This window comes from Streptomyces sp. NPDC002835 (assembly GCF_053591995.1).
Window position 1 is genome coordinate 516376 of the sequence record NZ_JBSFUW010000001.1, and the last position, 21980, is coordinate 538355.

Genomic DNA, 21980 nt, shown 5'->3' on the forward strand with positions numbered 1-21980 from the left:
CGTTCGGGGGAACCGCCCCGGGGCCCCTGCGGCAACGGGGTCAGCCGGTCACGAACGTGTGCGCCGCCTTGTCGTGCCAGCACTGCCGCCACGGCCGGTCGAAGAGGCACCAGAGCACATTGAGCAGACCGACGACGAGAATGCCGAGCACGCCGTAGAGCAGCCAGCGGCGCAGCGCGGCGCCGAACGCGGGCGGCTCGTGGCTCTCGATGTCCACCACCGTCAGACCGCAGATCTTCTTGCCGAGCGTCCGGCCCCACTTGGCCGTCGGCAGCGACTCGTACAGCACACCGAGGACGAGCAGGGCGCCGAGGACGATGCCGAGGTGGACGGCGGTGGTGCCGTCGAGCAGCCAGACGGTCACCGTCTCGCCGGACAGCTTCGCCGCCTCGATCTTGTCGTCGATGTGGGCGCGCGTCCGGGCGAGGACCGGGACGGCCACGCCGCCGACGAGCGCGCCGAGCAGCACCGTGTCGATCAGCCGGGCGGCCAGCCGCTTGCCGAGGCCGGCGGGGCGGGCGGCCGCCTGGGCCTGCGCGGCGGCCAGGAACGGGTCGTTGACCGGCGGCCTCCACGGAAGGACCGGTTCACCGTCGCCGGCCCCCGGGGACCCGGCGAGCTGGTGCGCCTGCTGCGCCCAGGAGGCGGCGCCGCCGCCGGCGCTGCTGGTCACCGGCGGCTGGGCCTGTGCGGGCACCTGGGGCTGTACGGGGGCCTGTTGGGCGGCGGGGGCCGGTGCGGCCGGCTGGGCCCGGTACGCGGCCGGGGCGGGCTGCGCCTGGGGCGTGGGCGCCGGGGCCCGGCCCGCGGCGGACTGCGGGCCGGGCTGTGCCTCGGCGTCGCCGCCGGCCGGGCGGACCGTCGTCGCGCCGTCGGCCTGTCCCGGGCGCTGGGCCCGGATGGTGACCGTGTTCTCGGCCGGCTGGTGCGGCTGCCCGGGCGTGCGGGGGGTGGACGGCTCCTGCGCCGCCTGCCGCCCCTGGCCGCCGGGTCGGATTGCGCGGATGGTGACGGTGCCGTCCGCCGGCGGCTCGGCCCCGGAGGACGCGCTCACCGGACGGACGCCGCCGGGGACCTCGTCGGCGGGTCCGGCCTGGCGGCCCACGGAACGGACGCCGGGCAGCCGTCCGCCGGTCGGGTCCGCCGGCTGGACGGGCTCGGCCGGGCGGCGCGGATCGGCCGGCGCTTCGGAGGACGCCGGGAGGTCGGCGGTGCGGGGATCACCGCCCCACGAGACCCGGTTGTCGAGGTCGCCGCCGAAACCGGCCTGACGTGAGGTGTCGGCCTGCCACGCGGTGGCGGGCTCGGGGCGGGACGGCTCGTCCGACGGATCCTCGTCCAGGAAGACCGGGCCCGTCTCCTCGACGGCGGGCGCGGGCGGGGCGGGGGCCGCCGCCGCGGGTGCGGGGGACGCCGCCGACCGGGGCGGCGCGGGCATCGCCTCGCCCGACTCGGGGGCGGGCCTGCTGGTGCCCGGCACCCATGCCGAGCCGTTCCAGTACCGGACATATCCGGGAATGGACGGGTCCGGGTAGTAGCCGGGCGTGGGGCTGCCGTCGCCGGTGGCCGGGGTTGGGGCGCTCATCACCGTGGTCCCGTATCTCTTGAGGCCTCAATACAAGGCACCACATCTATCAGACCCGCGAGCGCCCCTGGGCCGGTCCCGCCGTAACGACCCCTTTCCGGTCACATGGCGGTCACGGAAAGTTGTTGCGGAAAGTCGCGTCATGACCGCGGGGCAGCGCGCTCTCTTCCTGTGAGGCCCGCTCACCGGGCCGCCGCAGCAGGCGCAGAAGGAAGGAAGAGACCTATGCACACCGTGGTGCAACGCGAACTCGAACTGAAGCTGGTGCTGTCGCCGGAGCGCAGCGTCCCCGTACCGGTCCGGCTGATCTACCGGCCGGAGGACCCCTATGCCGTGCACATCGTCTTCCACGTCGGCTCCGAGCATCCCGTCAACTGGACGTTCGCCCGCGAGCTGCTGATCGAAGGGGTGTTCCGGCCGTGCGGCGCCGGGGACGTACGGGTCCGGCCGTCGAAGAGCGAGGGGGGCGGCGTCATCCTGGTGGCGTTGAGTTCACCCGATGGTGACGCGCTGCTGGAGGCGCCGTCCGGGGCGGTGTCGGCCTGGCTGGAGCGGACGCTGCGCATCGTCCCGCCGGGGTCGGAGTCGGCGGCGCTCGGGATCGACGAGGCCCTGGCCGAACTGCTCGCCCCGGCCAGGGCGGACGAGCTGCGGGCGCACGGCTCCTCCGGTGACCCGCAGGACGGCGATGCCTGAGGGGTACGGAGCAGCGCGGTCCGCCCGGGCGGCGTCAGAAGAGCTTGCCCGGGTTGAGGATGCCCAGCGGGTCGAAGGTCTGCTTGATGCCGCGCTGCAACTCGAGGCTGACGGGCCCGAGTTCGCGGGCCAGCCAGTCCTTCTTGAGGACCCCTACGCCGTGTTCGCCGGTGATGGTGCCACCCAGTTCCAGACCGAGCGCCATGATCTCGTCGAACGACTCGCGGGCGCGCCGCGACTCGTCGGGGTCGAGGTGGTCGAAGCAGACGACGGGATGGGTGTTGCCGTCACCGGCATGGGCGCAGACGCCGATGGTCAGGCCGTACTTCTCCGCGATCGCGGACGTGCCCTCGATCATCGCGCCGAGCTTCGAGCGCGGTACGCAGACGTCGTCGATCATCGTCGCCGATTTGACGGTCTCCAGGGCGGTGAGCGACATCCGACGTGCCTGGAGGAGCAGTTCGGACTCGGCGGCGGTGTCCGCGGGCACCACCCCGCTCGCGCCCGCGGCCTCGCACAGCGCGCCGACGGCGGCCAGGTCGGCCGTCGGGTCGGGGGTGTCGAAGGCGGCGAGGAGCAGGGCCTCCGTCGTCTCCGGGAGGCCCATGTTGGCCAGCTTGTTGACCGCGCGGACCGTGGTGCGGTCCATGATCTCGAGGAGGGACGGGGTGTGCCCGCGTTCCATGATCGCGCAGACGGCGTCGCAGGCGGTGGCCGCCGACGGGAACTCGGCGGCGAGCACCAGCTGGGCCGGCGGCTGCGGCCGTAGCGCCAGGACCGCTTCCACGACGATGCCGAGGCTGCCCTCCGAGCCGACGAAGAGCCGGGTCAGGTCGTATCCGGCGACGCCCTTCGCGGTGCGCCGGCCGGTGTTCAGCAGCCGTCCGTCGGCCAGGACGACCTTCAGGCCGAGGACGTACTCGGCCGTCACCCCGTACTTGACGCAGCACAGGCCGCCGGACGCGGTGCCGATGTTGCCGCCGATCGTGCACGTCTCCCAGCTGGAGGGGTCCGGCGGGTAGTACAGGCCGTGCTCGCCCACGGCCCGGGACAGCACGGCGTTGACGACGCCCGGTTCGACGACGGCGATCCGGTCGACCGGGCTGATCTCCAGGATCCGGTCCATCTTCGTCAGGGACAGCACGATGCAGCCGTCGGACGCGTTGGCCGCGCCCGACAGGCCCGTGCGGGCGCCCTGGGGCACGACCGGCACGCGCAGGTCCGTGGCGGTGCGCATCACGTGCTGCACCTGCTCGACGGTGCGCGGCAGGACCACGACGGCGGGGGTGCCCGCCGCGCAGAAGCTCGCCATGTCGTTGCCGTACGACGCGGTGACGTCCGGATCGGTGATGAGGGCTTCGGCGGGCAGACCGGCGCGCAGCCGCTCGAGGAGATCGTCCATGATCCCAAGCCTCGCACCGGGGGCCATCGGTGTGAACCCGTCTGCGTTCCGCTCCGCGGGTCAGAGTGTGTTCTTCGTATCGGCTGCCCGCTGCCGCACAGTGAGCGCCATGAAGAGCGAAACCCTGAAGAACGCCGCTGTCAGCACGCTGGTCGGCGCGACACTGGTCACCGGGGTGATCATGCTCGCGCCCGGTTGGGGGAAGAACGCGCCACCGCCGGCCCCCGGCCCCGTGGCCCGGGCGATGGCCGCGGCCGACACCGGCGCGCCGGCCTCGCTCGCCGACCTGGACGCGCTGATCCGCGACCGGGAGCGCGCCGTACGCGACCATCCGGGTGACCGGCGGGCGTGGGCGGCGCTGGGCTCCACGTACGTGGAGCGCGGCAACCGGCTCGGGGACACGGCGTACTACCCGAAGGCGGAGCGCGCGCTGAAGCGGTCGCTGGGCGGCGTGCCCGCCGACAAGGCAGACGTCGACGCGCTCGTGGGGATGGCGGAGCTGGCCAACGCCCGGCACGACTTCGCGGCGGCGCGCGGCTACGCCGAGCAGGCCAGGAAGCGGCAGCCGGAGCGCTGGACGGTGTATCCGGCGCTGATCGACGCGTACCACGGGCTCGGCAGGTACGCGGCCGTCGGCAAGGCCATGGACCGGCTGGTGGAACTGCAGAGCGGGCCGCGGGTGCAGGGCATGGAGGCGCGGGTCTACTGGAACAAGGGCTGGCGCGAGGACGCGGCGGCCCTGGCGTACGGCGCGACGGCGAACTCGCGCACCCCCGCGGAAAAGGCCGTCGCCCTGCACCGCGAGGGTGAGCTGGCGTGGGAGCGCGGCGAGGCCGCGGACGCGGTGGAGCACTACACGAAGGCGCTCAAGGCCGTGCCGGACAGCCACCGGTCGCTGGCCGGCCGGGCCCGCGCGCTGGCGGCGCTGGGCCGCCCCGACGAGGCGCTGGACGACTACCGGGCGGCGCTGGCGAAGGTGCCGCTGCCCGAGTACGCGCTGGAGTCGGGCGAGCTGTACGAGTCGCTGGGGCTGACCGGGGACGCCGCCACCCGGTACGAGCTGATGCGGGAGCAGGTCACCCGCGCCGGTGAGCACGGCGTCAACGGGAATCTGGTGCTGGCCCGCTACGAGGCGGACCACGGGGACCCGGCCGCCGCGGTGCGCCGGCTGCAGGGCGAATGGCGGCGCGGCCACCGCAGCGTGCAGGTCGCCGACACCATGGGATGGGCGCTGTACAAGGCGGGCCGGGCGAAGGACGCGCTGCCGTTCGCGAGGCTGGCGACCGACCAGGGGCTGCGCAGCGCGCTGTTCTCGTACCACCTCGGCGAGATCGAGCGTGCGCTCGGCGACCACGGGCCGGCGCGGCGGCACCTCGACGAGGCGCTGCGGACGAATCCGAACTTCTCGCCGCTGCTGGCGCCGTCGGCGCGGGAGGCGCGGGACGCGCTCGGCGAGCCCGCGGCGGGCGGGCCGTCGGACGTGGTGGGTGACGGGCCGTCGCCCATCGACCCGCCGTCGGCGTCGCCGTCCCCGTCCCCGTCGTCGTCGCCGTCCGCGCCGGCTTCGGTGTCCGCGCCGGCTTCGGTGTCCGCGTCGCCGTCGGCCGCCGCCTCGGCGGCTCCTTCACCCTCGGTCCCTTCGGGTTCCGGCGGTGCGGCGGCGTCGCCAGCCGCCGCGCCGCCCGCGCCGGCGCTGCGGCCGGTGCAGCGCTCGGCGACCGTGGCTTCGCCGGCGGCCACGACGGGCTGATCGGCCTGGCGGGACGAGCGTGCCAGGACCGCCCGGCTGCCCGCGGCAGGCGGTACGCAGCGCCGCGGCCCCACGGGTCAGGTCCGTGGGGCCGCGGTGTCAGCGGGGCGGGGCGGCGTCTCAGAGGTTGCCGCGCTTCTCCTGCTCGCGCTCGATCGCCTCGAAGAGCGCCTTGAAGTTGCCCTTGCCGAAGCCCATCGAACCGTGTCGCTCGATCATCTCGAAGAAGACCGTGGGGCGGTCCTGGACCGGCTTGGTGAAGATCTGCAGCAGATAGCCGTCCTCGTCGCGGTCGACGAGGATCTTCAGCTCGCGCAGCGTCTCGACCGGCACCCGGGTCTCGCCGGCCCACTCGCCGAGGGTGTCGTAGTACGAGTCCGGGGTGTCGAGGAACTGGACGCCCGCGGCGCGCATGGAGCGGACGGTGGCGACGATGTCGTTCGTGGCGAGCGCGATGTGCTGGACGCCGGCGCCGCCGTAGAACTCGAGGTACTCGTCGATCTGCGACTTCTTCTTCGCGATCGCCGGCTCGTTGATCGGGAACTTCACCTTGAGGGTGCCGTCGGCGACGACCTTCGACATGAGCGCGGAGTACTCGGTGGCGATGTCGTCGCCCACGAACTCCTTCATGTTGGTGAAGCCCATGACCTTGTTGTAGAACGCGACCCACTCGTTCATCCGGCCGAGCTCGACGTTGCCCACGCAGTGGTCGATGGCCTGGAAGGTGCGCTTGGCCGGCGGCTCGACGATCGGGTCGGCGGCGGCGAAGCCGGGCAGGTACGGGCCGTCGTAGCCGCCGCGCTCGACGAGGGTGTGGCGGGTCTTGCCGTAGGTCGCGATGGCGGCCATGACGACGGTGCCGTGCTCGTCCTTGACCTCGTACGGCTCGGTGATGCCGGTGGCGCCGTGCTCGACCGCGTACGCGTACGCCTTGCGGGCGTCGGGCACCTCGATGGCCAGGTCGACGACGCCGTCGCCGTGGGCGGCGACGTGGTCGGCGAGGAAGTGGCCCCAGTCGGTGGACGGCTTGATCACGGAGGTGAGAACGAAGCGGGCGGCGCCATTGGCCAGGACGTAACTCGCGGTCTCACGGCTGCCGTTCTCCGGTCCGGAGTAGGCGACGAGCTTCATGCCGAAGGCCGTGGAGTAGTAGTGCGCGGCCTGCTTGGCGTTGCCGACGGCGAAGACGACCGCGTCCATTCCCTTCACCGGGAAGGGGTCGGCCTGCCGCGCGGTGTCCGGGGTGTGATCCATGGTCTCAGTCATAGGGGAAGGCTCCCGCCGATCCACAAGGTGCGCAATAGTTCGTCTTCCGGCTGCACAATCTGCCCAGCCGGAGTCCGCATTCGCCGGACGTTGTGTACAGGATGACCATCGGGAGGCTTCCATGGCGATCGATCATCTGGACGGGCGGCTCATCGTGCTGCTGGCGCGCGAGCCGAGGATCGGCGTACTCGAGGCGTCGCGGCGGCTCGGCGTGGCGCGCGGGACGGTGCAGGCGCGGATGGACCGGCTGCAGTCGCAGGGCGTGATCCGGGGCTTCGGGCCGGACGTCGACCCGGCGGCGCTCGGGTATCCGGTGACGGCGTTCGCGACGCTGGAGATCAAGCAGGGGCAGGGCGCCGATGTGCGCGCGCATCTGGCGACCGTCCCCGAGGTGCTCGAACTGCACACCACCACCGGCCACGGGGACATGCTCTGCCGGCTGGTCGCCCGCTCCAACGCCGACCTCCAGCGGGTGATCGACCGGGTCGTCGGCTTCGAGGGGATCATGCGGGCGTCCACGGCGATCGTGATGGAGAACCCGGTGCCGCTGCGGATCATCCCGCTGGTGGAGCAGGCGGCGGAGGACTCCCGGGGCTCCTGAGGCTCGCGGGGATCCTGAGAGAAGTTGCAAAGGAGTGGTTGCATAAAAACCGTTGCAAGGGTTTCTTTGCAACGCTACCTTTGCACGCATGAGCGAGAACGAGGAAGAAGGCGCGGCCGAGGCGGGACCCGCCGCGCGCAAGGTCCGCCGGCTCGACCCGCGATCACTGCGCGGCATCGCCCACCCGCTGCGGATGCGCCTGTTCACCGTGCTGCGACAGGACGGCCCGGCGACCGCCTCCCGGCTCGCGGAGAAACTCGGCGAATCCAGCGGCGCCACCAGCTACCACCTGCGCCAGCTCGCGGCGCACGGCTTCATCGAGGACGACCCGGAGCGGGGCAAGGGCCGGGAGCGGTGGTGGAAGGCGTCCATGGACGGCGTGCTCTTCGACGAATCCCTCTACAGCGACCCCGACCCCACGGTGCGCGGCGCGGCCGACCTGTACCTCCACGAGCACGCCACCATGCACACCCAGGAGGTCGCCACCTGGCTCGGCAGCCAGCGGGACTGGCCCGAGGAGTGGCGGCGCAGCGCCGACCTCAGCGACTTCACGCTGCGCCTGACCGCAACGCAGGCGCGCGAGCTCAACGAGAAGATCCACGAGCTCATCGAGAGCTACCGCGACCTCGAGCCGGCGCCCGGCACCGAAGGCGCGGCCCAATTCCGGCTGCACACACACGCATTCCCACGCTCCACCGACTGAGGAGACCTCTGGCCATGCACAGCGACATCCATCTGATGCTGCACCGGCTGCGCGCCGAGGAACTGCGCACGGCCGCCGCGGATCATCTGCCGCGAGAGCGGCTGCGCAACCAAGTGGGGTGGGCCTTAGTCGAGTTCGGGCTGCGGCTGCTGCGGCAGCCTCCCGCGCAGGCCCGGTGCACGACCCACCTCGCATGAGCGGGCAGGGGGGAGCCGCCGCCTCCGTGGCGGCGCGGGGGCGGCGGGGGCCGCTCGCCACCGTACTGGCGGCCAACGCCGTCTCCATCACCGGCAATTCGCTCACCATGATCGGCGTCCCGTGGTTCGCGCTCGAAACCACGGGCAGCCCCGCCAAGGCCGGCCTGGTCGCCTTCTGCGCCACCGTGCCCGTCGTCGTCTCCGCCGTCGTCGGCGGACCCGTCATCGACCGGATCGGCCGGCGCCGGGTCAGCATCCTCACCGACCTGATCTGCGCCGTCGCCCTCGCCGCGATCCCGCTGCTCCACTACGCGGGAGCGCTGCGCTTCTGGATGCTGTGCGCCCTGATGGCCGTCACCGGCCTCTTCCACGCGCCGGGCGAGACCGCCCGCTCCGTACTCGTGCCCGACCTCGCCGAACTGGCGGGCACCCGGCTGTCACGCGCCGCGAGCCTCTTCGACGCCGTCTCGCGCGGCGCGCGGATGTCCGGCGCGGCCCTCGCCGGCATCCTCATCGCGTTCATCGGCGCGGAGGCGGTCCTGCTGCTCGACGCGGCCACCTTCTGCGGCTCCGCCCTGCTGATCCGCCTCGGCCTGCGGCGGGTGAAGGCGGCCGAACCGCGGCGGGAGGCGGCGCCGGTGTCCTTCGCCGCCTACCGCGGCGAACTGCGCGAGGGGTACGTGTTCCTGCTGCGCGCCCGGCTGCTCCTGGGCGTCGTCCTGATGGTGATGGTCACCAACGGCCTGGACCAGAGCTGGAGTTCGGTCCTGATGCCCGTACACGCCAGGGAGAACCTGGGCGGCGCACGGGACCTGGGCCTGCTCGCCGCCGTCTTCGGCGGCTGCGCACTGCTCGGCGCGCTGCTCTACGCGGCCGTCGGGCACCGCTTCCGGCGGTGGGTGCTCTTCACCGTCGCGTTCCTGATCGTCGGGCTGCCGCGGTACGTCGTGGCGGCACTCGTCGACGGCACGCTGCCGCTGGCCGTCACCATGGCGGTGAGCGGACTGGCCGCCGGGATGCTCAACCCGATCCTGACCACGGTCATGTACGAGCGGATACCGGACCACCTGCGCAGTCGCGTCGCCAGTGCCGTCACGGCCGGGGTGCTGATGACCATGCCGCTGGGCGGCCTGGCGGCCGGCTACCTCGTCGAACAGACCGGGCTGGCGACGGCCCTGCTCACGCTGGGCGGGCTGTACTTCCTGACGACGCTCGCCCCGGCCGTGTTCCCCCGCTGGCGCGAGATGGACGCGGGGCGCGAGCCTCTTCGCGGGCCTCTTGACGACGGTCCCGGTCCCCCGGTCAGCAGCCCGGAACCTGCCCGCCCCGCTCCAGCGAGCGCAGCGACTCCACCGCGCCCTTGAGCGTCGACACCGGGATCAGCCGCAGACCCTCGGGCAACTCCGCCTGGGCATCGGAGCATTCGGCCTCCGGTACCAGGAACACGGTTGCCCCGTCGCGAGCGGCCGCCTGCGTCTTCAGCGACACCCCGCCGACCGCGCCGACCTTCCCGTCGGCGGTGATCGTCCCCGTACCCGCGATGCTGCGGCCACCGGTGAGGTCACCGCCGGCGCCGTCGCCCGCCACCTTGTCGATGATGCCCAGCGAGAACAGCAGACCGGCACTGGGTCCGCCCACGTCGGCGAGGCGCAGCGAGACCTTCACCTCGGCCGGGTCCTCACCGAGGTACGCCAGCGCGGCGCGGGTCGCGACGTCCTGCGACTCCCTCATGTCCTCGGCGTTGTGCCGCTCGACCTCCTTCTCCGACTTGCCCGCCGGATACACGGCGTCGCGCGGCAGCACGGCCCGGTCCGAACGGAACCAGCCGTCGGCCACGTCCCCCATATCCACGTCGGCCCCCGGACCGGTCGCCACGATCGTCGTCATCCGCAGCTCCCCCTCCGTCTTCCGGGTCGGCGCACCCTGGATCGTGATCACCTGCGTCCCCTGGTGCTCGCCGAGCACGTCCGCGGTCATCCCGGGCTGAGCGACGACGAACGGCAACGGCGCGAGCCCGGCGACGCTGAACAACGCGACGACGGGCAGGGCACAGAGGGCGAGGGCGCGGGGGCGCGTGAGACTGGAGAGCACCCTGCCAATGTATCCGGGCGGACTGGGCCGGTCGGGGCGTGGCCCGGGGGGCAGGGCGGAGCCCCAGTTTCGGGAAGGGGCGGGGTGGAGGACTACTCCCCACCCGCACGTGCCCACCGGCGGCAGCGGGACCGTCGGCCCCGGGGCAGGGGGACGCGCAGGGGGTCGTGGCCGGGACGTAAAGCGTCGCAACTCGCGCGAAGCGCGGTGAGGACAGCAGTCCCGGACACGACCACCGGAGCGGCACCCGGACGCCCAAGCACCCGGACCGGGCCAGGGCCGGGCGCGTACTCGGGACCCGCCGGGCCGGGGCCGGGCCGGGCCCCGCCCGGACACGTACCCGTGATCGGGCCGCGCCCGGAGACGTCAGCGGAGGGCGTCCGCCACCTCGCGCGCCGCGTCGACCACGCGCGGGCCGACCCGTTCTGGGACGGAGTCCGCGAGCATCACGACGCCGACGCTGCCCTCTATACCCGTCACCCCCACGAGCGCCGCCGCCGCCCCGCTCGCGCCCGCTTCGAGTTCGCCGTGGGTGAGGGTGTATCCGGGCTCCGTGGACTTGGTCTGGCGGGCGGCGAGTATCGCCTTGCCGGCCGCGCCCCGGTCCAGCGGGTGCCGGAATCCGGCCCGGTACGCGACGTGGTAGTCCGTCCAGGTCGGTTCGACGACGGCGACCGCGAGGGCCTCCGCCCCGTCGACGAGGGTGAGATGCGCGGTGGCCCCTATGTCCTCGGCGAGGGAGCGCAGCGCCGGCATAGCCGCCTCCCGCACCAGCGGGTGGACCTGGCGGCCGAGGCGCAGCACGCCGAGGCCGACCCTGGCGCGGCCGCCGAGGTCGCGGCGGATGAGAGCGTGCTGCTCGAGGGTGGCGAGCAGACGGTAGACGACGGTGCGGTTGACGCCGAGTTTGTTGGACAACTCGGTGACGGTCAGCCCGTGGTCGGTATCGGCGAGCAGCTTGAGGACACGTAGTCCCCTGTCGAGCGTCTGGGAGGTTTCCGCGGTCACGACGCCCTCTCCTTCGGAGTGAGTGACGGCGGTCCTCGCGAGGGGTTGCCGCGGCACCGGTCCCATCGGCGACGCACCCAGAGGCCGCCGGCAGGCCATGGCACACCGACTGCGCTCCGCGGCGACGCTGCCACGGGGCGTTTGTATTGCGGGGACAGTAGCGACCGGCACCGCTCAGCGGAAGCCCTCGTCCAGAATCCGGGCGCCGGGCCGTCGGCGATGGGTTGTTGATCCCTGTTCGTGACGTCCCGGCGCGGCGCGGCGGCCGGTCAGCGCATGCGCGTGGCCCACTCCTGGACCTTTTTGATCCGCTCGCGGATCTGACCGGCCGTCGCCTCGGCGCTCGGCGGTCCGCCGCAGACCCTGCGCAGTTCGGTGTGGACGACGCCGTGCGGTTTGCCGCTCTGGTGGACGTAGGCGCCGACCATGGTGTTGAGCTGCTTGCGCAGTCCGAGCAGCTCCTTGTGGGAGACGACGGGCCGCCGTTCGGCCGGCAGTTCCAGGAGGTCGGCCTCCTCGTCGGGCTTCTTGCGGCTGTGCGCGATCTGGCGTGCCTGCCGCTTCTGGAGCAGCAGTTGCACCTGGTCGGGTTCGAGCAGTCCGGGGATGCCGAGGTAGTCCTGCTCCTCGTCGCTGCCGGGGTGGGCCTGCATGCCGAACTCGGCGCCGTCGTAGAGGACCCGGTCGAAGACGGCGTCGGACTCGAGGGCCTCGAAGGGGAGCATGTCCTGCTCGCCGGTGTCCTCGTCCTGCTGCTTCTCGGCCTCCGCCATTTCCTTCTCGGACTCGGCGTACGGGTCCTCCTCGCCGTCCTTCTTCGGCTTGTCGAGGACGTGGTCGCGCTCGACCTCCATCTCGGAGGCGAAGCCCAGGAGGTTCGGGATGGTCGGGAGGAAGACGGACGCGGTCTCGCCGCGCCGGCGGGACCGTACGAAACGGCCCACGGCCTGCGCGAAGAACAGCGGCGTCGAGATCGTCGTCGCGTACACGCCGACCGCGAGGCGCGGCACGTCGACGCCTTCGGACACCATGCGGACCGCGACCATCCAGCGGGAGCCGTCCTCGCTGAACTCCTCGATGCGCCTGGACGATGCCGTCTCGTCGGAGAGGACGACGGTCGCCTTCGTGCCGGTGATCTCGCGGATCAGTTTGGCGTAGGCGCGGGCGGAGTCCTGGTCGGAGGCGATGACGAGGCCGCCCGCGTCGGGGATGCCCTTGCGTACCTCGGTGAGCCGCTGGTCGGCGGCGCGCAGCACGTTCGGCATCCAGTCGCCGCGGGGGTCGAGCGCGGTGCGCCAGGCCTGGGAGATCGCGTCCTTGGTCATCGGCTCGCCGAGCCGTGCGGCGATCTCGTCGCCGGCCTTGGTGCGCCAGCGCATGTTGCCGCTGTAGGACAGGAAGATCACGGGCCGGACGACGCCGTCGCCGAGGGCGTTCCCGTAGCCGTACGTGTAGTCGGCGGCGGAGCGGCGGATGCCGTCGTTGCCCTCCTCGTACGTGACGAACGGAATCGGGTTGGTGTCCGAGCGGAACGGGGTGCCGGTGAGGGCGAGCCGGCGGGCCGCCGGATCGAACGCCTCGAGGCACGCCTCGCCCCACGACTTGGAGTCACCGGCGTGGTGGATCTCGTCGAGGATGACGAGGGTCTTGCGCTGCTCGCAGCGGTTGCGGTGGAGCATGGGGCGTACGCCGACGCCGGCGTAGGTGACCGCGACCCCGTGGTACTCCTTGCTCAGCGGTCCCGCGCTGTACTCGGGGTCCAGCTTGATCCCTATCCGCGCCGCCGCGGCCGCCCACTGCTTCTTCAGGTGCTCGGTCGGTGCGACGACGGTCACCTGCTGCACGACATGGTGGTGCAGCAGCCAGGAGGCGAGGGTCAGCGCGAACGTCGTCTTGCCGGCGCCGGGCGTGGCGACGGCGAGGAAGTCACGCGGCTGCTCCTGGACGTACTTCTCCATCGCGCCCTGCTGCCAGGCGCGCAGCTTGTTGGCGGTGCCCCAGGGGGCGCGGCCGGGGAAGGCGGGTGAGAGATGGTGGGAGGCGGTAGTAGTCACGGTCTCCGGTTCGGTGCTCTCGGCTGACGTGGGCGCGGGTCGTTACGTACGACAACCGGGCCACCCTACCGGGGGTCCGGCCGCCGTCCGGGCCCGACGGGCCCGCCGGCGCGGTATGCGACCGGGGTCACAACGCGCGCAGTGCGCCGCCGATCACAGCGGGGTCCGCTACCCGTCCGGCGGCGACGGAGACCACCAGGTCGTAGGCCCGGTCCTGGTCGGCGTCGGCGAGGTCGGCCCCGTTGAGCGCGAGGAAGACGACGGCGCAGAGCCAGGCGGTGCGTTTGTTCCCGTCGACGAACGGGTGGTTCGCCGCGAGGGCGTGCAGCAGCGCGCCAGCCTGTTCGTACACGTCCTCGTAGGCGGACACTCCGAACATCCGCGCCCGCGGCCGGTGCACGGCGGACTCGAGCAGTCCGGGGGTACGCAGCTCGGGCGGGGCGCCGCCGAACGCGAGCGCCGCGACGGCCGTCACGTCGGCCACGGTGAGATGGCGCGTCACTCCCCCAGCCTCCTCAGCAGTTCGGCGTGGTCCGCCGCGTAGCGGGCGGCCACGGTGCGGACGAGCTCGCCCTCTGCCTGCAGAAAGTGCCGAGCGGCCTCCTGGAGCAGCACCTCGGGGGTCGTCGCACGCGCGTCCGCGAGGTCCTGGAGCGCCCTGCGCTCGGGGTCGGCAAGCCGGACGGCATACTCGTGCGTGGTCATAGCGCGAGCCTACGGACCTGTACGGGGTGGTTCACCCGGTTTTCACCTTGAGCCGCGTCGCCACCCACGCCCCCGCCAGCGCCACTCCGGCCATCGGCAGGAACACCGCCGCGAACGCGATGGGGTGCGTGGCCGCTCCGCCCGACGCCCCGCCTGCCACGGCGTGGCCCGCGCCCACCGCGCCGCCGCCCAGCGCGGCGAACGCGGCGCCGCCCGCCGCGAGCAGCAGCACGTTCGACAGCGCGTCCGAGATCTGCAGCGCGGCCGAGTTCGCGCCCGCCTCCTTCGGCGCGGAGAGCTTCAGCAGGAGCACGCTCGTCGAGCCGATGACCAGCCCCATGCCGAAGCAGCCGAACGCCCACGCCACGGCGACGGTCCAGACCGGCACCGCAGCGATCAGCACACTCGGCGCGGTCGCGATCGACGCCGCGACCAGCAGCATGCCGAGGACGACCAGCCGCTCCCGGTACGGCTCGGTCCGCGGCCGGGACTGGACGTACGAGCCCAGCGCCCAGGTCGCGCCGCCGACCGCGAGTGAGAGTCCGGCCATGGTGGGGGAGAGTCCGCGCTGGGTGACGAGCATCAGCGGTACGAAGGACTCGGCCGCGATGAAGGACCCGGCGGCGATGCCGCGCAGCAGGACGACGGACGGCAGTCCGCGCGCCGCCCGGTAGGTCCCGCGCGGCAGCAGGCCGAGCGCGGACGGTACGAGCAGCGCCGCGCCGGCGGCCGCGGGCAGCAGGGAGAGCCAGCGCAGGTCCTGGCCGGCGTACTGCAGCAGACCGGCGCCGAGGGAGATGGCGAGGGCGAGGCGGATCCGGCGCCGGTCGAAGGCCGCCACGGGCGCGGACGGGTCGGCGGGCCCGGAGGCCGTACGGCGGATCGCGGGCAGCGCGAGCGCGAGCGGCAGCACGACGAGCGCGGGTATGCCGAGGAACACCCAGCGCCAGCCGAGCTGTTCGGTGACGGTTCCGGCGGCGAGCGGTCCGACGACGGAGGGGATCACCCAACTCGCCGCGAACGCCGCCATGATGGACGGCTGCAGCCGCTGCGGGTAGGCGCGACTGACGACGACGTACAGCGCGACGATGACCAGCCCGCCGCCGAGGCCCTGGACGGCCCGCCCGAGCACGAACACCCACATGGCGCCCGCGGTCCCCGCCAGCAGCAGCCCGGCGGCGAACGCGCTCATGCCGCCCGCGAGCGCGCCCAGCGGTCCGCTGCGGTCGGCCCACTGACCGGAGAGGACCATGCCGAAGAGGCTGGTGGTGAAGTACGCGGAGAAGGCGAAGGCGTACAGCGGGATGCCGTGCAGTTCCCGGGCGGCCACCGGCATGGCGGTCCCGACGGCGGTGGCCTCGAACGCGATGAGGAGGACGACGGAGACGATGCCGATGCTGAGCGCCCGCAGGTCACGCCCGAGGACCCCGTCCTGCCGGGCGGCAGGGGCGGCTTCTGGCGTCGTCGGCAGGTCCGTCGGGTGCGGGAGGTCCGCGGGGTGCGGGCGGTCCGCGGGGTGCGGCGTGACGTCGGCGTCGCGCGGTTCGAGGGCGGTCATGGCCTTAAGAGTAAGGGGCAAAGTGCTGGATGGCCCCTGTCGTTGGACGGGGCAGGACAGGGCCCTTGGTCGTACGACCATGAACGGCGTATGGCAGTCGTGTTGCGGCCCCGGCCGGTCCCTTGAGCGGCGCCCCACCGGCCGCCTACGGTCGAGGAGTTGGAACACACGGCCGTGTGCCCGAGTGGCTCAGGGACTCGACTGCAAACCGAGTGACGCCGGTTCGAATCCGGTCACGGCCTCCACGGTCCGACGACACGGCGGCGGCCGCCCCTCATGGTGAGGGGCGGCCGCCGTCGCGATGTCGCGAGGTCAGCCCGTGACCCCCGTCCGCGCCACCCCGGCGGCCGACCGCGGCGCCGGGGCGCGACGGGTGCGCCGGTAGGCTCCTGTGGCGTTGTCATGCCTAGGGGGATTTCGCAGATGGAACGAGCGCAGAGGCAGCGCCCACGTCCGGGCGGACCGCGCCGGATCGGCCCGTACCAGCTCATCACCCGACTCGACCCGGCCGGCGACGGCTTCCCGCCGGTCCCGGAGCGCCGCTTCATCGCCCGCAGCGCGGACGGTGAACGCACGGTCCTCGTCGTCGCACCCCTCGACGGAGCCGACCCGGGGCGCTTCCTCGTCGAGGCGAACGCCGCCCGCCGGCTCGCCGGCCCGTGGACGCTGCCCGTCGCCGAACTGTCGCCGACGCCGCAGGCCCCCTGGTACGCCACGCCCTACCTGCCCGTACTGCCGCTGCCCGTCGCCCTGGCCGTGCACGGCGGCCCGCTGCCCGAGCACACCGTTCGGGCCGTGGGCACGGCCCTCGCCGAGACCCTCGCGGGCGCACACGCCGCCGGCGTCACACACGCGGGCCTCTCCCCCGCCGCCGTACTGCTGGCCTGGAACGGACCTCGCCTGACCTGCTTCGGCGCGGCACGCGCGGCAGCGCCCGACGGCGAGGCCCGCACCGGTCTCGCCGGGCTGGAGCCGGGCAGCCTCGCCCCCGAGGCCGCGGCCGGCGGCCGCCCCCGCCCGCCGGGCGACATCCACGGCCTCGGCGCCGTCCTCGCCTACGCCGCCACCGGCCACACGGTCCCGGGCAGCGCCGAACTCCCGGAGTCCCTGCGCCCCTTGATCTCCCGCTGCCTGGCCCTCGACGCGGCGGCCAGACCGACGGCCGCCGAACTGCTGCACTCGCTGCCCCCGCCCTCCACCGCCCCGACCTCAACGGCCCTGGACTCGGCCGGCTCCCTCCTGGGGCCTGGCTGGCTGCCTGGCCGGGTGGTGGCGGCCCTCGCCCGTCAGTCGTCGGAAGTCCTGGCTGCCGAGGTCGGACTGAAGGGAGAGTTCCGGCGCTCGGGCGCCGGACTGACCCGCCGACGCTCTGTCGAGTAGTACCGACAGCCCTCACCCGGGAGGTGCGTCCCCCGCCTCGCCGCGACCAGCCCAGCCTGCCTTACGTGTTCGGGACAGCCACCGCCGCCTGGGGGCGGATCGGGAGGCGGTTGATGGGGCGGCCGGTGGCGGCGCGGACGGCGGAGGCGACGGCGGCCGGGGAGGTGACGACCGGGGCCGCGCTGGCGGGTTTGGCGCCGAAGGGGGCCACGACGTCGCGTTCCTCGACGAGTTTGACGATGCGAATGTCCGGCGCGTCCAGGGCCGTGGGCAGCGCGTAGCCGGTGAGGTCGGGGTGGCGAATCAGGCCGCGGGCCGTGCGGAGGTTCTCGGTGAGGGCCGCGCCGACGCCCTGGGTGACGCCGGCTTCTATGCGGGTGGCCAGTTGGGACGGGTTGAGGACGCGGCCGACGTCCTGGGCCACGGCCATCTCGACCACGCGTACGGAGCCCAGTTCGATGTCGACGTCGACCACCGCGCGGATCGCGCAGAAGGCGAGGCCGACGAAGGCGTCGCCCTGGCCCGCCTCGTCCAGGGGCTCGGTGGGGTGGGGTCGGCACTGGGCGGTGGCCCAGAGTTCCTTGCCGTCCATCGCCTCGGTGACCGTCGTCGACAGCACGCCGTCGTACGACGTGATCTTGCCGTCGGTGATCTGGAGGAGCTCGGTGGACATGCCGAACTGGTGGGCCAGCGGCTGGAGTAGCTGGGTGCGGACCATCTTGGCGGCACGTTCGACCGCGCCGCCGGACACCCAGGTGTGGCGGCCGTGGGCGGCCGGGCCGGCCGGGGGCTGGTCGGTGTCGACTGCGGCGACGCGGACGTCGTCCACGCCCAGGGTCTCCTGCACGATCTGGCGGGCCAGCGTGGAGAAGCCGGAGCCGGTCTCCACGGCCGCGCAGATGACCGTCGCCACGCCGTCCTGGACCCTGACCGTGGCGGTGGAGACCTCGTCCGTGCCTTCCGCGCCGAGCATGTGGACCATGCCCAGGGCGTAGCCCACGCCGCGGCGCACCGCCCCCGGTTCGCCGGCGCCTTCGGGGCCGCCGGGGAGGAGCCAGTCGTCCTCCGGGGAGTCCTTGGGGAGCGGCGGGAGGGGGAAGTCGCGTACGGCTTGGAGCAGTTCGGCGACGGGCGCCGGGCAGGTGACGGTCTGGCCGGTGGGCAGGATGTCGCCGGTGGCCAGGACGTTGCGCAGGCGGATCTCCGTCTGGTCCAGGCCCAGTTTCACGGCGAGCTTGTCCATCTGCGCCTCGTACGCGGCGCAGACCTGCATCGCGCCCTCGCCGCGTACATGACCCGACGGCGGGTTGTTGGTACGGACCGCCCAGCCCTCGATGTGGGCGTGCGGGACGACGTACGGGCCGCAGGCGAAGGCGACGGCGGCGGCCAGCGACTCGGAGGAGGCGTCGGCGTACGCGCCCGCGTCGAGCAGCAGTTGCGCCTCGACCTTGACCAGGTGGCCCTCGGCGTCCGCGTGGTGGCGGTAGCGCAGCAGCGTGGGGTGGCGGTGGGCGTGCCCGAGGAAGGACTCCTCGCGGGTGGCGGTGAGTTTGACCGGGCAGCCGGTACGCAGGGCCAGCAGGCCGAGCGGGAGCTGGAAACCCGGGTCCTCGCGGTCGCCGGTCGCACCGGGGACGCCGGTGACGACGACCTTGACCCGCTCCGGCTCGAGGCCGAAGCACGAGGCGGCCAGGTCGCGGTCGGTGTGCGGGTCGGTGGAGGCGACGTAGAGCTCGACGCCGCCGTCGGGGCGGGGTACGGCGAGGCCGGCCTCCGCGCCGATGGGGGCCGGGTCCTGGCGGCCGATGCGGTACAGGCCCTCGACGATCACCTCGCCCGTGGCGTCGGGGTCGCCGTAGCTCAGCGGGATGTGGCGGATGAGGTTGCCGTCGGGGTGCAGCGGCTCGGCGGCGAAGGCCTTCTCGGGGTCGGTGACCGGTTCGAGGAGCTCGTACTCGACCGCGATCGCCGCCGCCGCGAGGCGGGCGGTGTCGGGGTGGTCGGCCGCGACCGCGGCGATCGCCTCGCCGTGGTGCCGGACGATCTCGGAGGCGAAGACGGGCCGGTCGGCGATGCGCCTGCCGTACGAGCCGTCACCGGGGACGTCCTCGTGGGTGATCACCGCGTGCACTCCGGGCATCTCCAGCGCGGCGGAGGTGTCGACGGAGACGATGCGGGCGTGCGGGTGCGGCGAGCGCAGCAGCGCGGCCCACAGCAGCCCCTCCGCCCACAGGTCGGAGGCGTAGGGGAAGGTTCCCTCGCTCTTCGCGCGGGTGTCGGCCGGGGGGAGCGACGCGCCGAGGCCGTGGGCAGGAGGTTCCGGCCGGGGGCCGTCGACCTGCTGCGGCGTCGCAGTGGTGGCCGCGTCGTTGCTCACGCCATGCCTCCGTCGTGCGGGTGAATCTGCACACTACCCGCGCCGGGGGGCGCCTGGTGCGGGATGCGGGCTTCGTCACCGGCGTCCGGGGTTTCGGCGGCGCCCGCCTCGGAAACGGCGGCCGCGCTCGCCGCCCGCCCGGCGGCCACCTCGCGCACGGCGTCGAGGACACCGCGGTAGCCGGAGCAGCGGCAGAGGTTGCCGCACAGGGCCTGGCGGGTCTCCAGTTCGGTGGGGGCGTGGTTGCCCTCGAGGAGGTCGTGGACGGTCATGGCCATGCCGGGGATGCAGAAGCCGCACTGGACGGCTCCGCAGGCGGCCAGGGCCCGCTGGACGTCGGAGGGTTCGCCGTCGGTGGCCAGCCCCTCGACCGTACGGACCTCGCAGCCGGCGGCGGTCGCCGCCGGGACCAGGCAGGACGCTACGAGGCGGCCGTCCACCTGGACGTTGCAGGCGCCGCACTCGCCCTGGGAGCAGCCGTCCTTGGCGCCCGCGAGGCCGAGGCGCTCCCGGAGCACGTAGAGGAGGGACTCGCCTATCCAGGCGTCGCTGACGGGGCGGTCGGTGCCGTTGACGCGCAGGACGTACGAGGTCGGCGGGTGCTCCTCGTTCCCGGTGGGCAGCACGTCCGCCGGCGCGGCGGTGGGCTCGGCGGCGGCCGCGGGGTCCTCGGCGTTCGCGGGGTCGGACTCCGGGGCGGGGGCGGGCTCCGGGTCGGGCTCCGCCTCGGCGACCGGCTCGGGCTCCGACTCCGGCTCGTCCGTGAACTCCTGGGACTGCGCGGCGGCTTCCCGGTCCGCCCCGGCGGGGTCCGGAGCCGGTACCGGCTCGGGCATGGGTCCGGGAGCCGGCACCGGGGCGCTCTCGTCGGCCGTCGGCTCGGCGGCCGTCGGCTCAGGCCCGGACCCCGCGGACTCCGGCTGCTCCTGCGCCCACGGCGCCGCCGCTCCGCCCGGCAGCGTCGCCCAGGGCGCGGGCGCGCCTCCGGGGAGCGTGGCGGGCGGGGTCGCGGCGTGCCACGGCTCGTCGCCGCGCGGCGGCAGCGGGAACTCGCCCGAGTCGCCCTCGGACGGCACGGAGCGCTCGGTCTCCTGGAAGAAGGACCACTGGCCGGTGCCGCCCGCCTCCGCGGGCTCGCCCGCGCCCGGCGAGGCGTCCTGCGCCGCTGGCTCGGGCCACTGGGGCGGCGGCGCCCAGCCGCCCGCCGACGCCGGGTCGGTACCGGCGGCAGGCGTCAGCGGCGTGATCATCGGGGGGACGTACCCGTGCCCGGGGGCCTCGAGCGGCGCGGTGTCGGAGGCGAACTCGGGCGGCAGCTGGAAGAACGCCGTGGCCTCGCCGTCGTACTCGCCGCCCTGCGGCGTCGGCTGCCACCCGCCGCCGCCCTGGTCGGCGTACGAGCCGTACGAGTCGTAGGCGCCGGAACCGGCGCCGTACGGGTCGTACTGCTCCCCCTGCGCATGCCCGTCCGGGTGCTGGGGCTGCTCATTGCCCTCGTAGTGCTCGCCGCGGTGGTCCGGCTCGTAGCCCTCCTGCGGCTGCCGGAACTCCGGCGGAAGGCCGTGCGGGTTGTCCTCGTTGCTCACGACAGCGCCCTCCCCAGTGCCCGTCGGGCCAGCGCGGCGACGGTGCGCCGCAGATGCAGTACGGCCGGTGACAGCACCGGTTGTTCCTCGCCCTCCGCGGCCGGCGCCGGGTCGGGGATGCACGCGGTGGCGACGTACTCGCCGAACGCGGTGAGCGCCTCGCCCGCGAGGCCGCGCTCGCCGTCCCAGTCGATCAGCGAGGCGATCCAGCGCTCCGCCTCCAGGGGCCGCAGCGGCATCGGCGCGATGGCGCCGACCGCGCAGCGCACCCCGCGCCGGGCCGGGTCGAGCACGACGGCGACGGAGGCCGTGGCACGGCCGGGGCCGGTGCGGCCGGTGGCCTTCAGGAAGACCTGCGGGGCGTGCAGGAGCGGTACGCGTACGAAGCCGATCAGTTCGGCGGGGCCGAGCATCTCCCGGCCGGCCAGCAGGTGCGACACGGGGATCTCGCGGCGGGCGCCGCCGGGGCCCGCGACGACGAGGTCGGCCTCCAGGGCGGCGAGCACCGGCAGGGAGTCGTTGGTCGGGGCGGCGCCGGCGATGTTGCCGCCGAGCGTGCCCGCGTTGCGGATCTGGGGCGGGCCGGCCGCGCGGGCCGACGCGGCGAGCGCGGGGATGAGCGCCGCGAAGTCGGGGCGGCCCATCCGGGCGTGGGTGAGTCCGGCGCCGAGCAGCGCGTGCCCGTCCTGGTAGCGCCAGCCGCGGATCTCGCTGATGCGGCCGAGACCGACCAGGCCGGCGGGGCGCAACTGGCCCCGGTTGACCGCCACCATGAGGTCGGTGCCGCCCGCCACGGGAACGGCGGCGGGCATGGCGCTGAGCGCCGCCACGGCCTCGTCGAGCGAGGCCGGCAGCGTCACCGACTGTGCCGTGTGCGGTGCGTGCGTGGTCACCAAGCTGCCCCTTCCCGGTGTCCGGGCTGTCCCGCCTGTGTTGCCGTACCGTACGTGCTCACAGGTTGGACGTGGCAACTCTGGCACATCTTCCGGGCGGACCGGCGGGAGGGTCCACGAAGGGTGGA

At 73.8% G+C, this 21980-nt stretch carries 19 protein-coding genes and 1 tRNA gene; 8 read left to right on the top strand and 12 right to left on the bottom strand.

Annotated elements, in window-relative coordinates; all coding sequences use genetic code 11:
* Positions 1–40 precede the first annotated feature (40 nt).
* Positions 41–1585: an RDD family protein gene (locus ACWD01_RS02310; protein ID WP_451157171.1), complete on the bottom strand. Its 1545-nt coding sequence runs from the start codon at positions 1583–1585 to the stop codon at positions 41–43.
* 225 nt (positions 1586–1810) lie between these two features.
* Between ACWD01_RS02310 and ACWD01_RS02315 the strand changes: the two genes are divergently transcribed.
* The gene (locus ACWD01_RS02315) at positions 1811–2281 is read left to right on the top strand and encodes an SsgA family sporulation/cell division regulator (RefSeq protein ID WP_451157173.1); all 471 of its coding nucleotides are present in this window, start codon (positions 1811–1813) and stop codon (positions 2279–2281) included.
* A 34-nt stretch (positions 2282–2315) separates the two neighbouring features.
* Here ACWD01_RS02315 and ACWD01_RS02320 read toward each other — a convergent pair whose 3' ends face one another.
* The gene (locus tag ACWD01_RS02320) at positions 2316–3683 is read right to left on the bottom strand and encodes an FAD-binding oxidoreductase (protein ID WP_451157175.1); all 1368 of its coding nucleotides are present in this window, start codon (positions 3681–3683) and stop codon (positions 2316–2318) included.
* Between the two features lie 109 nt (positions 3684–3792).
* Between ACWD01_RS02320 and ACWD01_RS02325 the strand changes: the two genes are divergently transcribed.
* On the top strand, positions 3793–5433 hold the full coding sequence (locus ACWD01_RS02325) for a tetratricopeptide repeat protein (RefSeq protein ID WP_451157177.1): 1641 nt from the start codon (positions 3793–3795) through the stop codon (positions 5431–5433).
* A gap of 120 nt (positions 5434–5553) precedes the next feature.
* Here ACWD01_RS02325 and hppD read toward each other — a convergent pair whose 3' ends face one another.
* The gene (gene hppD / locus ACWD01_RS02330) at positions 5554–6699 is read right to left on the bottom strand and encodes a 4-hydroxyphenylpyruvate dioxygenase (protein ID WP_451157179.1); all 1146 of its coding nucleotides are present in this window, start codon (positions 6697–6699) and stop codon (positions 5554–5556) included.
* A 121-nt stretch (positions 6700–6820) separates the two neighbouring features.
* Between hppD and ACWD01_RS02335 the strand changes: the two genes are divergently transcribed.
* The 4 genes from ACWD01_RS02335 to ACWD01_RS02350 all read left to right on the top strand — a co-directional run bounded on the left by ACWD01_RS02335 (position 6821) and on the right by ACWD01_RS02350 (position 9564).
* Positions 6821–7300 carry an Lrp/AsnC family transcriptional regulator gene (locus ACWD01_RS02335; RefSeq protein ID WP_356889358.1) on the top strand — a complete coding sequence of 160 codons (480 nt, stop codon included), beginning with the start codon at positions 6821–6823 and terminating at the stop codon, positions 7298–7300.
* An 88-nt stretch (positions 7301–7388) separates the two neighbouring features.
* Positions 7389–8003 carry an ArsR/SmtB family transcription factor gene (locus ACWD01_RS02340; protein WP_451157181.1) on the top strand — a complete coding sequence of 205 codons (615 nt, stop codon included), beginning with the start codon at positions 7389–7391 and terminating at the stop codon, positions 8001–8003.
* A gap of 14 nt (positions 8004–8017) precedes the next feature.
* Positions 8018–8200 carry a hypothetical protein gene (locus ACWD01_RS02345; protein ID WP_451157183.1) on the top strand — a complete coding sequence of 61 codons (183 nt, stop codon included), beginning with the start codon at positions 8018–8020 and terminating at the stop codon, positions 8198–8200.
* Positions 8197–9564, top strand: coding sequence for an MFS transporter (locus ACWD01_RS02350; protein ID WP_451157185.1), 1368 nt, complete (start codon positions 8197–8199; stop codon positions 9562–9564). The genes ACWD01_RS02345 and ACWD01_RS02350 overlap by 4 nt, the downstream gene beginning before the upstream one ends.
* Here ACWD01_RS02350 and ACWD01_RS02355 read toward each other — a convergent pair.
* The 6 genes from ACWD01_RS02355 to ACWD01_RS02380 form a co-directional block, all read right to left on the bottom strand.
* The gene (locus ACWD01_RS02355; RefSeq protein WP_451157187.1) at positions 9503–10291 is read right to left on the bottom strand and encodes a S16 family serine protease; all 789 of its coding nucleotides are present in this window, start codon (positions 10289–10291) and stop codon (positions 9503–9505) included. The genes ACWD01_RS02350 and ACWD01_RS02355 overlap by 62 nt on opposite strands.
* A gap of 366 nt (positions 10292–10657) precedes the next feature.
* On the bottom strand, positions 10658–11299 hold the full coding sequence (locus ACWD01_RS02360; RefSeq protein WP_356889352.1) for an IclR family transcriptional regulator: 642 nt from the start codon (positions 11297–11299) through the stop codon (positions 10658–10660).
* Between the two features lie 269 nt (positions 11300–11568).
* The gene (locus tag ACWD01_RS02365) at positions 11569–13353 is read right to left on the bottom strand and encodes a DEAD/DEAH box helicase (RefSeq protein WP_451157190.1); all 1785 of its coding nucleotides are present in this window, start codon (positions 13351–13353) and stop codon (positions 11569–11571) included.
* Positions 13354–13480: 127 nt separating this feature from the next.
* Entirely contained in the window at positions 13481–13855 is a 375-nt protein-coding gene (locus tag ACWD01_RS02370; protein WP_451157192.1) for a type II toxin-antitoxin system death-on-curing family toxin, read from the bottom strand.
* Positions 13852–14058, bottom strand: a complete 207-nt coding sequence (locus ACWD01_RS02375) for a hypothetical protein (protein ID WP_451157194.1) — start codon at positions 14056–14058, stop codon at positions 13852–13854. The genes ACWD01_RS02370 and ACWD01_RS02375 overlap by 4 nt, the downstream gene beginning before the upstream one ends.
* A 31-nt stretch (positions 14059–14089) precedes the next feature.
* The gene (locus ACWD01_RS02380) at positions 14090–15616 is read right to left on the bottom strand and encodes an MFS transporter (protein ID WP_451157196.1); all 1527 of its coding nucleotides are present in this window, start codon (positions 15614–15616) and stop codon (positions 14090–14092) included.
* A gap of 170 nt (positions 15617–15786) precedes the next feature.
* Between ACWD01_RS02380 and ACWD01_RS02385 the strand changes: the two genes are divergently transcribed.
* Together ACWD01_RS02385 and ACWD01_RS02390 are read left to right on the top strand one after the other, a co-directional pair.
* A tRNA-Cys gene (locus tag ACWD01_RS02385) sits at positions 15787–15861 on the top strand.
* A gap of 178 nt (positions 15862–16039) precedes the next feature.
* Positions 16040–16996 carry a serine/threonine protein kinase gene (locus tag ACWD01_RS02390; protein WP_451157198.1) on the top strand — a complete coding sequence of 319 codons (957 nt, stop codon included), beginning with the start codon at positions 16040–16042 and terminating at the stop codon, positions 16994–16996.
* A 61-nt stretch (positions 16997–17057) separates the two neighbouring features.
* Here ACWD01_RS02390 and ACWD01_RS02395 read toward each other — a convergent pair whose 3' ends face one another.
* The 3 genes from ACWD01_RS02395 to ACWD01_RS02405 are packed head-to-tail and all read right to left on the bottom strand — an operon-like array spanning position 17058 to position 21852.
* Entirely contained in the window at positions 17058–19373 is a 2316-nt protein-coding gene (locus ACWD01_RS02395; protein ID WP_451157200.1) for a xanthine dehydrogenase family protein molybdopterin-binding subunit, read from the bottom strand.
* A complete protein-coding gene (locus ACWD01_RS02400; protein ID WP_451157202.1) occupies positions 19370–20959 on the bottom strand; it encodes a 2Fe-2S iron-sulfur cluster-binding protein in 1590 nt (529 codons plus the stop codon). The genes ACWD01_RS02395 and ACWD01_RS02400 overlap by 4 nt, the downstream gene beginning before the upstream one ends.
* On the bottom strand, positions 20956–21852 hold the full coding sequence (locus ACWD01_RS02405; RefSeq protein ID WP_451157204.1) for an FAD binding domain-containing protein: 897 nt from the start codon (positions 21850–21852) through the stop codon (positions 20956–20958). Before ACWD01_RS02405 ends, ACWD01_RS02400 begins: the two co-directional genes overlap by 4 nt.
* Between the last annotated feature and the right edge of the window lie 128 nt (positions 21853–21980).

What these genes read in the sequence shown, in the direction of transcription:
- ACWD01_RS02310 (WP_451157171.1), bottom strand. Translation starts at nt 1,585, where the DNA reads ATGAGCGCCCCAACCCCGGCCACCGGCGACGGCAGCCCCACGCCCGGC.
- ACWD01_RS02315 (WP_451157173.1), top strand. Translation starts at nt 1,811, where the DNA reads ATGCACACCGTGGTGCAACGCGAACTCGAACTGAAGCTGGTGCTGTCG.
- ACWD01_RS02320 (WP_451157175.1), bottom strand. Translation starts at nt 3,683, where the DNA reads ATGGACGATCTCCTCGAGCGGCTGCGCGCCGGTCTGCCCGCCGAAGCC.
- ACWD01_RS02325 (WP_451157177.1), top strand. Translation starts at nt 3,793, where the DNA reads ATGAAGAGCGAAACCCTGAAGAACGCCGCTGTCAGCACGCTGGTCGGC.
- hppD (WP_451157179.1), bottom strand. Translation starts at nt 6,699, where the DNA reads ATGACTGAGACCATGGATCACACCCCGGACACCGCGCGGCAGGCCGAC.
- ACWD01_RS02335 (WP_356889358.1), top strand. Translation starts at nt 6,821, where the DNA reads ATGGCGATCGATCATCTGGACGGGCGGCTCATCGTGCTGCTGGCGCGC.
- ACWD01_RS02340 (WP_451157181.1), top strand. Translation starts at nt 7,389, where the DNA reads ATGAGCGAGAACGAGGAAGAAGGCGCGGCCGAGGCGGGACCCGCCGCG.
- ACWD01_RS02345 (WP_451157183.1), top strand. Translation starts at nt 8,018, where the DNA reads ATGCACAGCGACATCCATCTGATGCTGCACCGGCTGCGCGCCGAGGAA.
- ACWD01_RS02350 (WP_451157185.1), top strand. Translation starts at nt 8,197, where the DNA reads ATGAGCGGGCAGGGGGGAGCCGCCGCCTCCGTGGCGGCGCGGGGGCGG.
- ACWD01_RS02375 (WP_451157194.1), bottom strand. Translation starts at nt 14,058, where the DNA reads ATGACCACGCACGAGTATGCCGTCCGGCTTGCCGACCCCGAGCGCAGG.
- ACWD01_RS02380 (WP_451157196.1), bottom strand. Translation starts at nt 15,616, where the DNA reads ATGACCGCCCTCGAACCGCGCGACGCCGACGTCACGCCGCACCCCGCG.
- ACWD01_RS02390 (WP_451157198.1), top strand. Translation starts at nt 16,040, where the DNA reads ATGGAACGAGCGCAGAGGCAGCGCCCACGTCCGGGCGGACCGCGCCGG.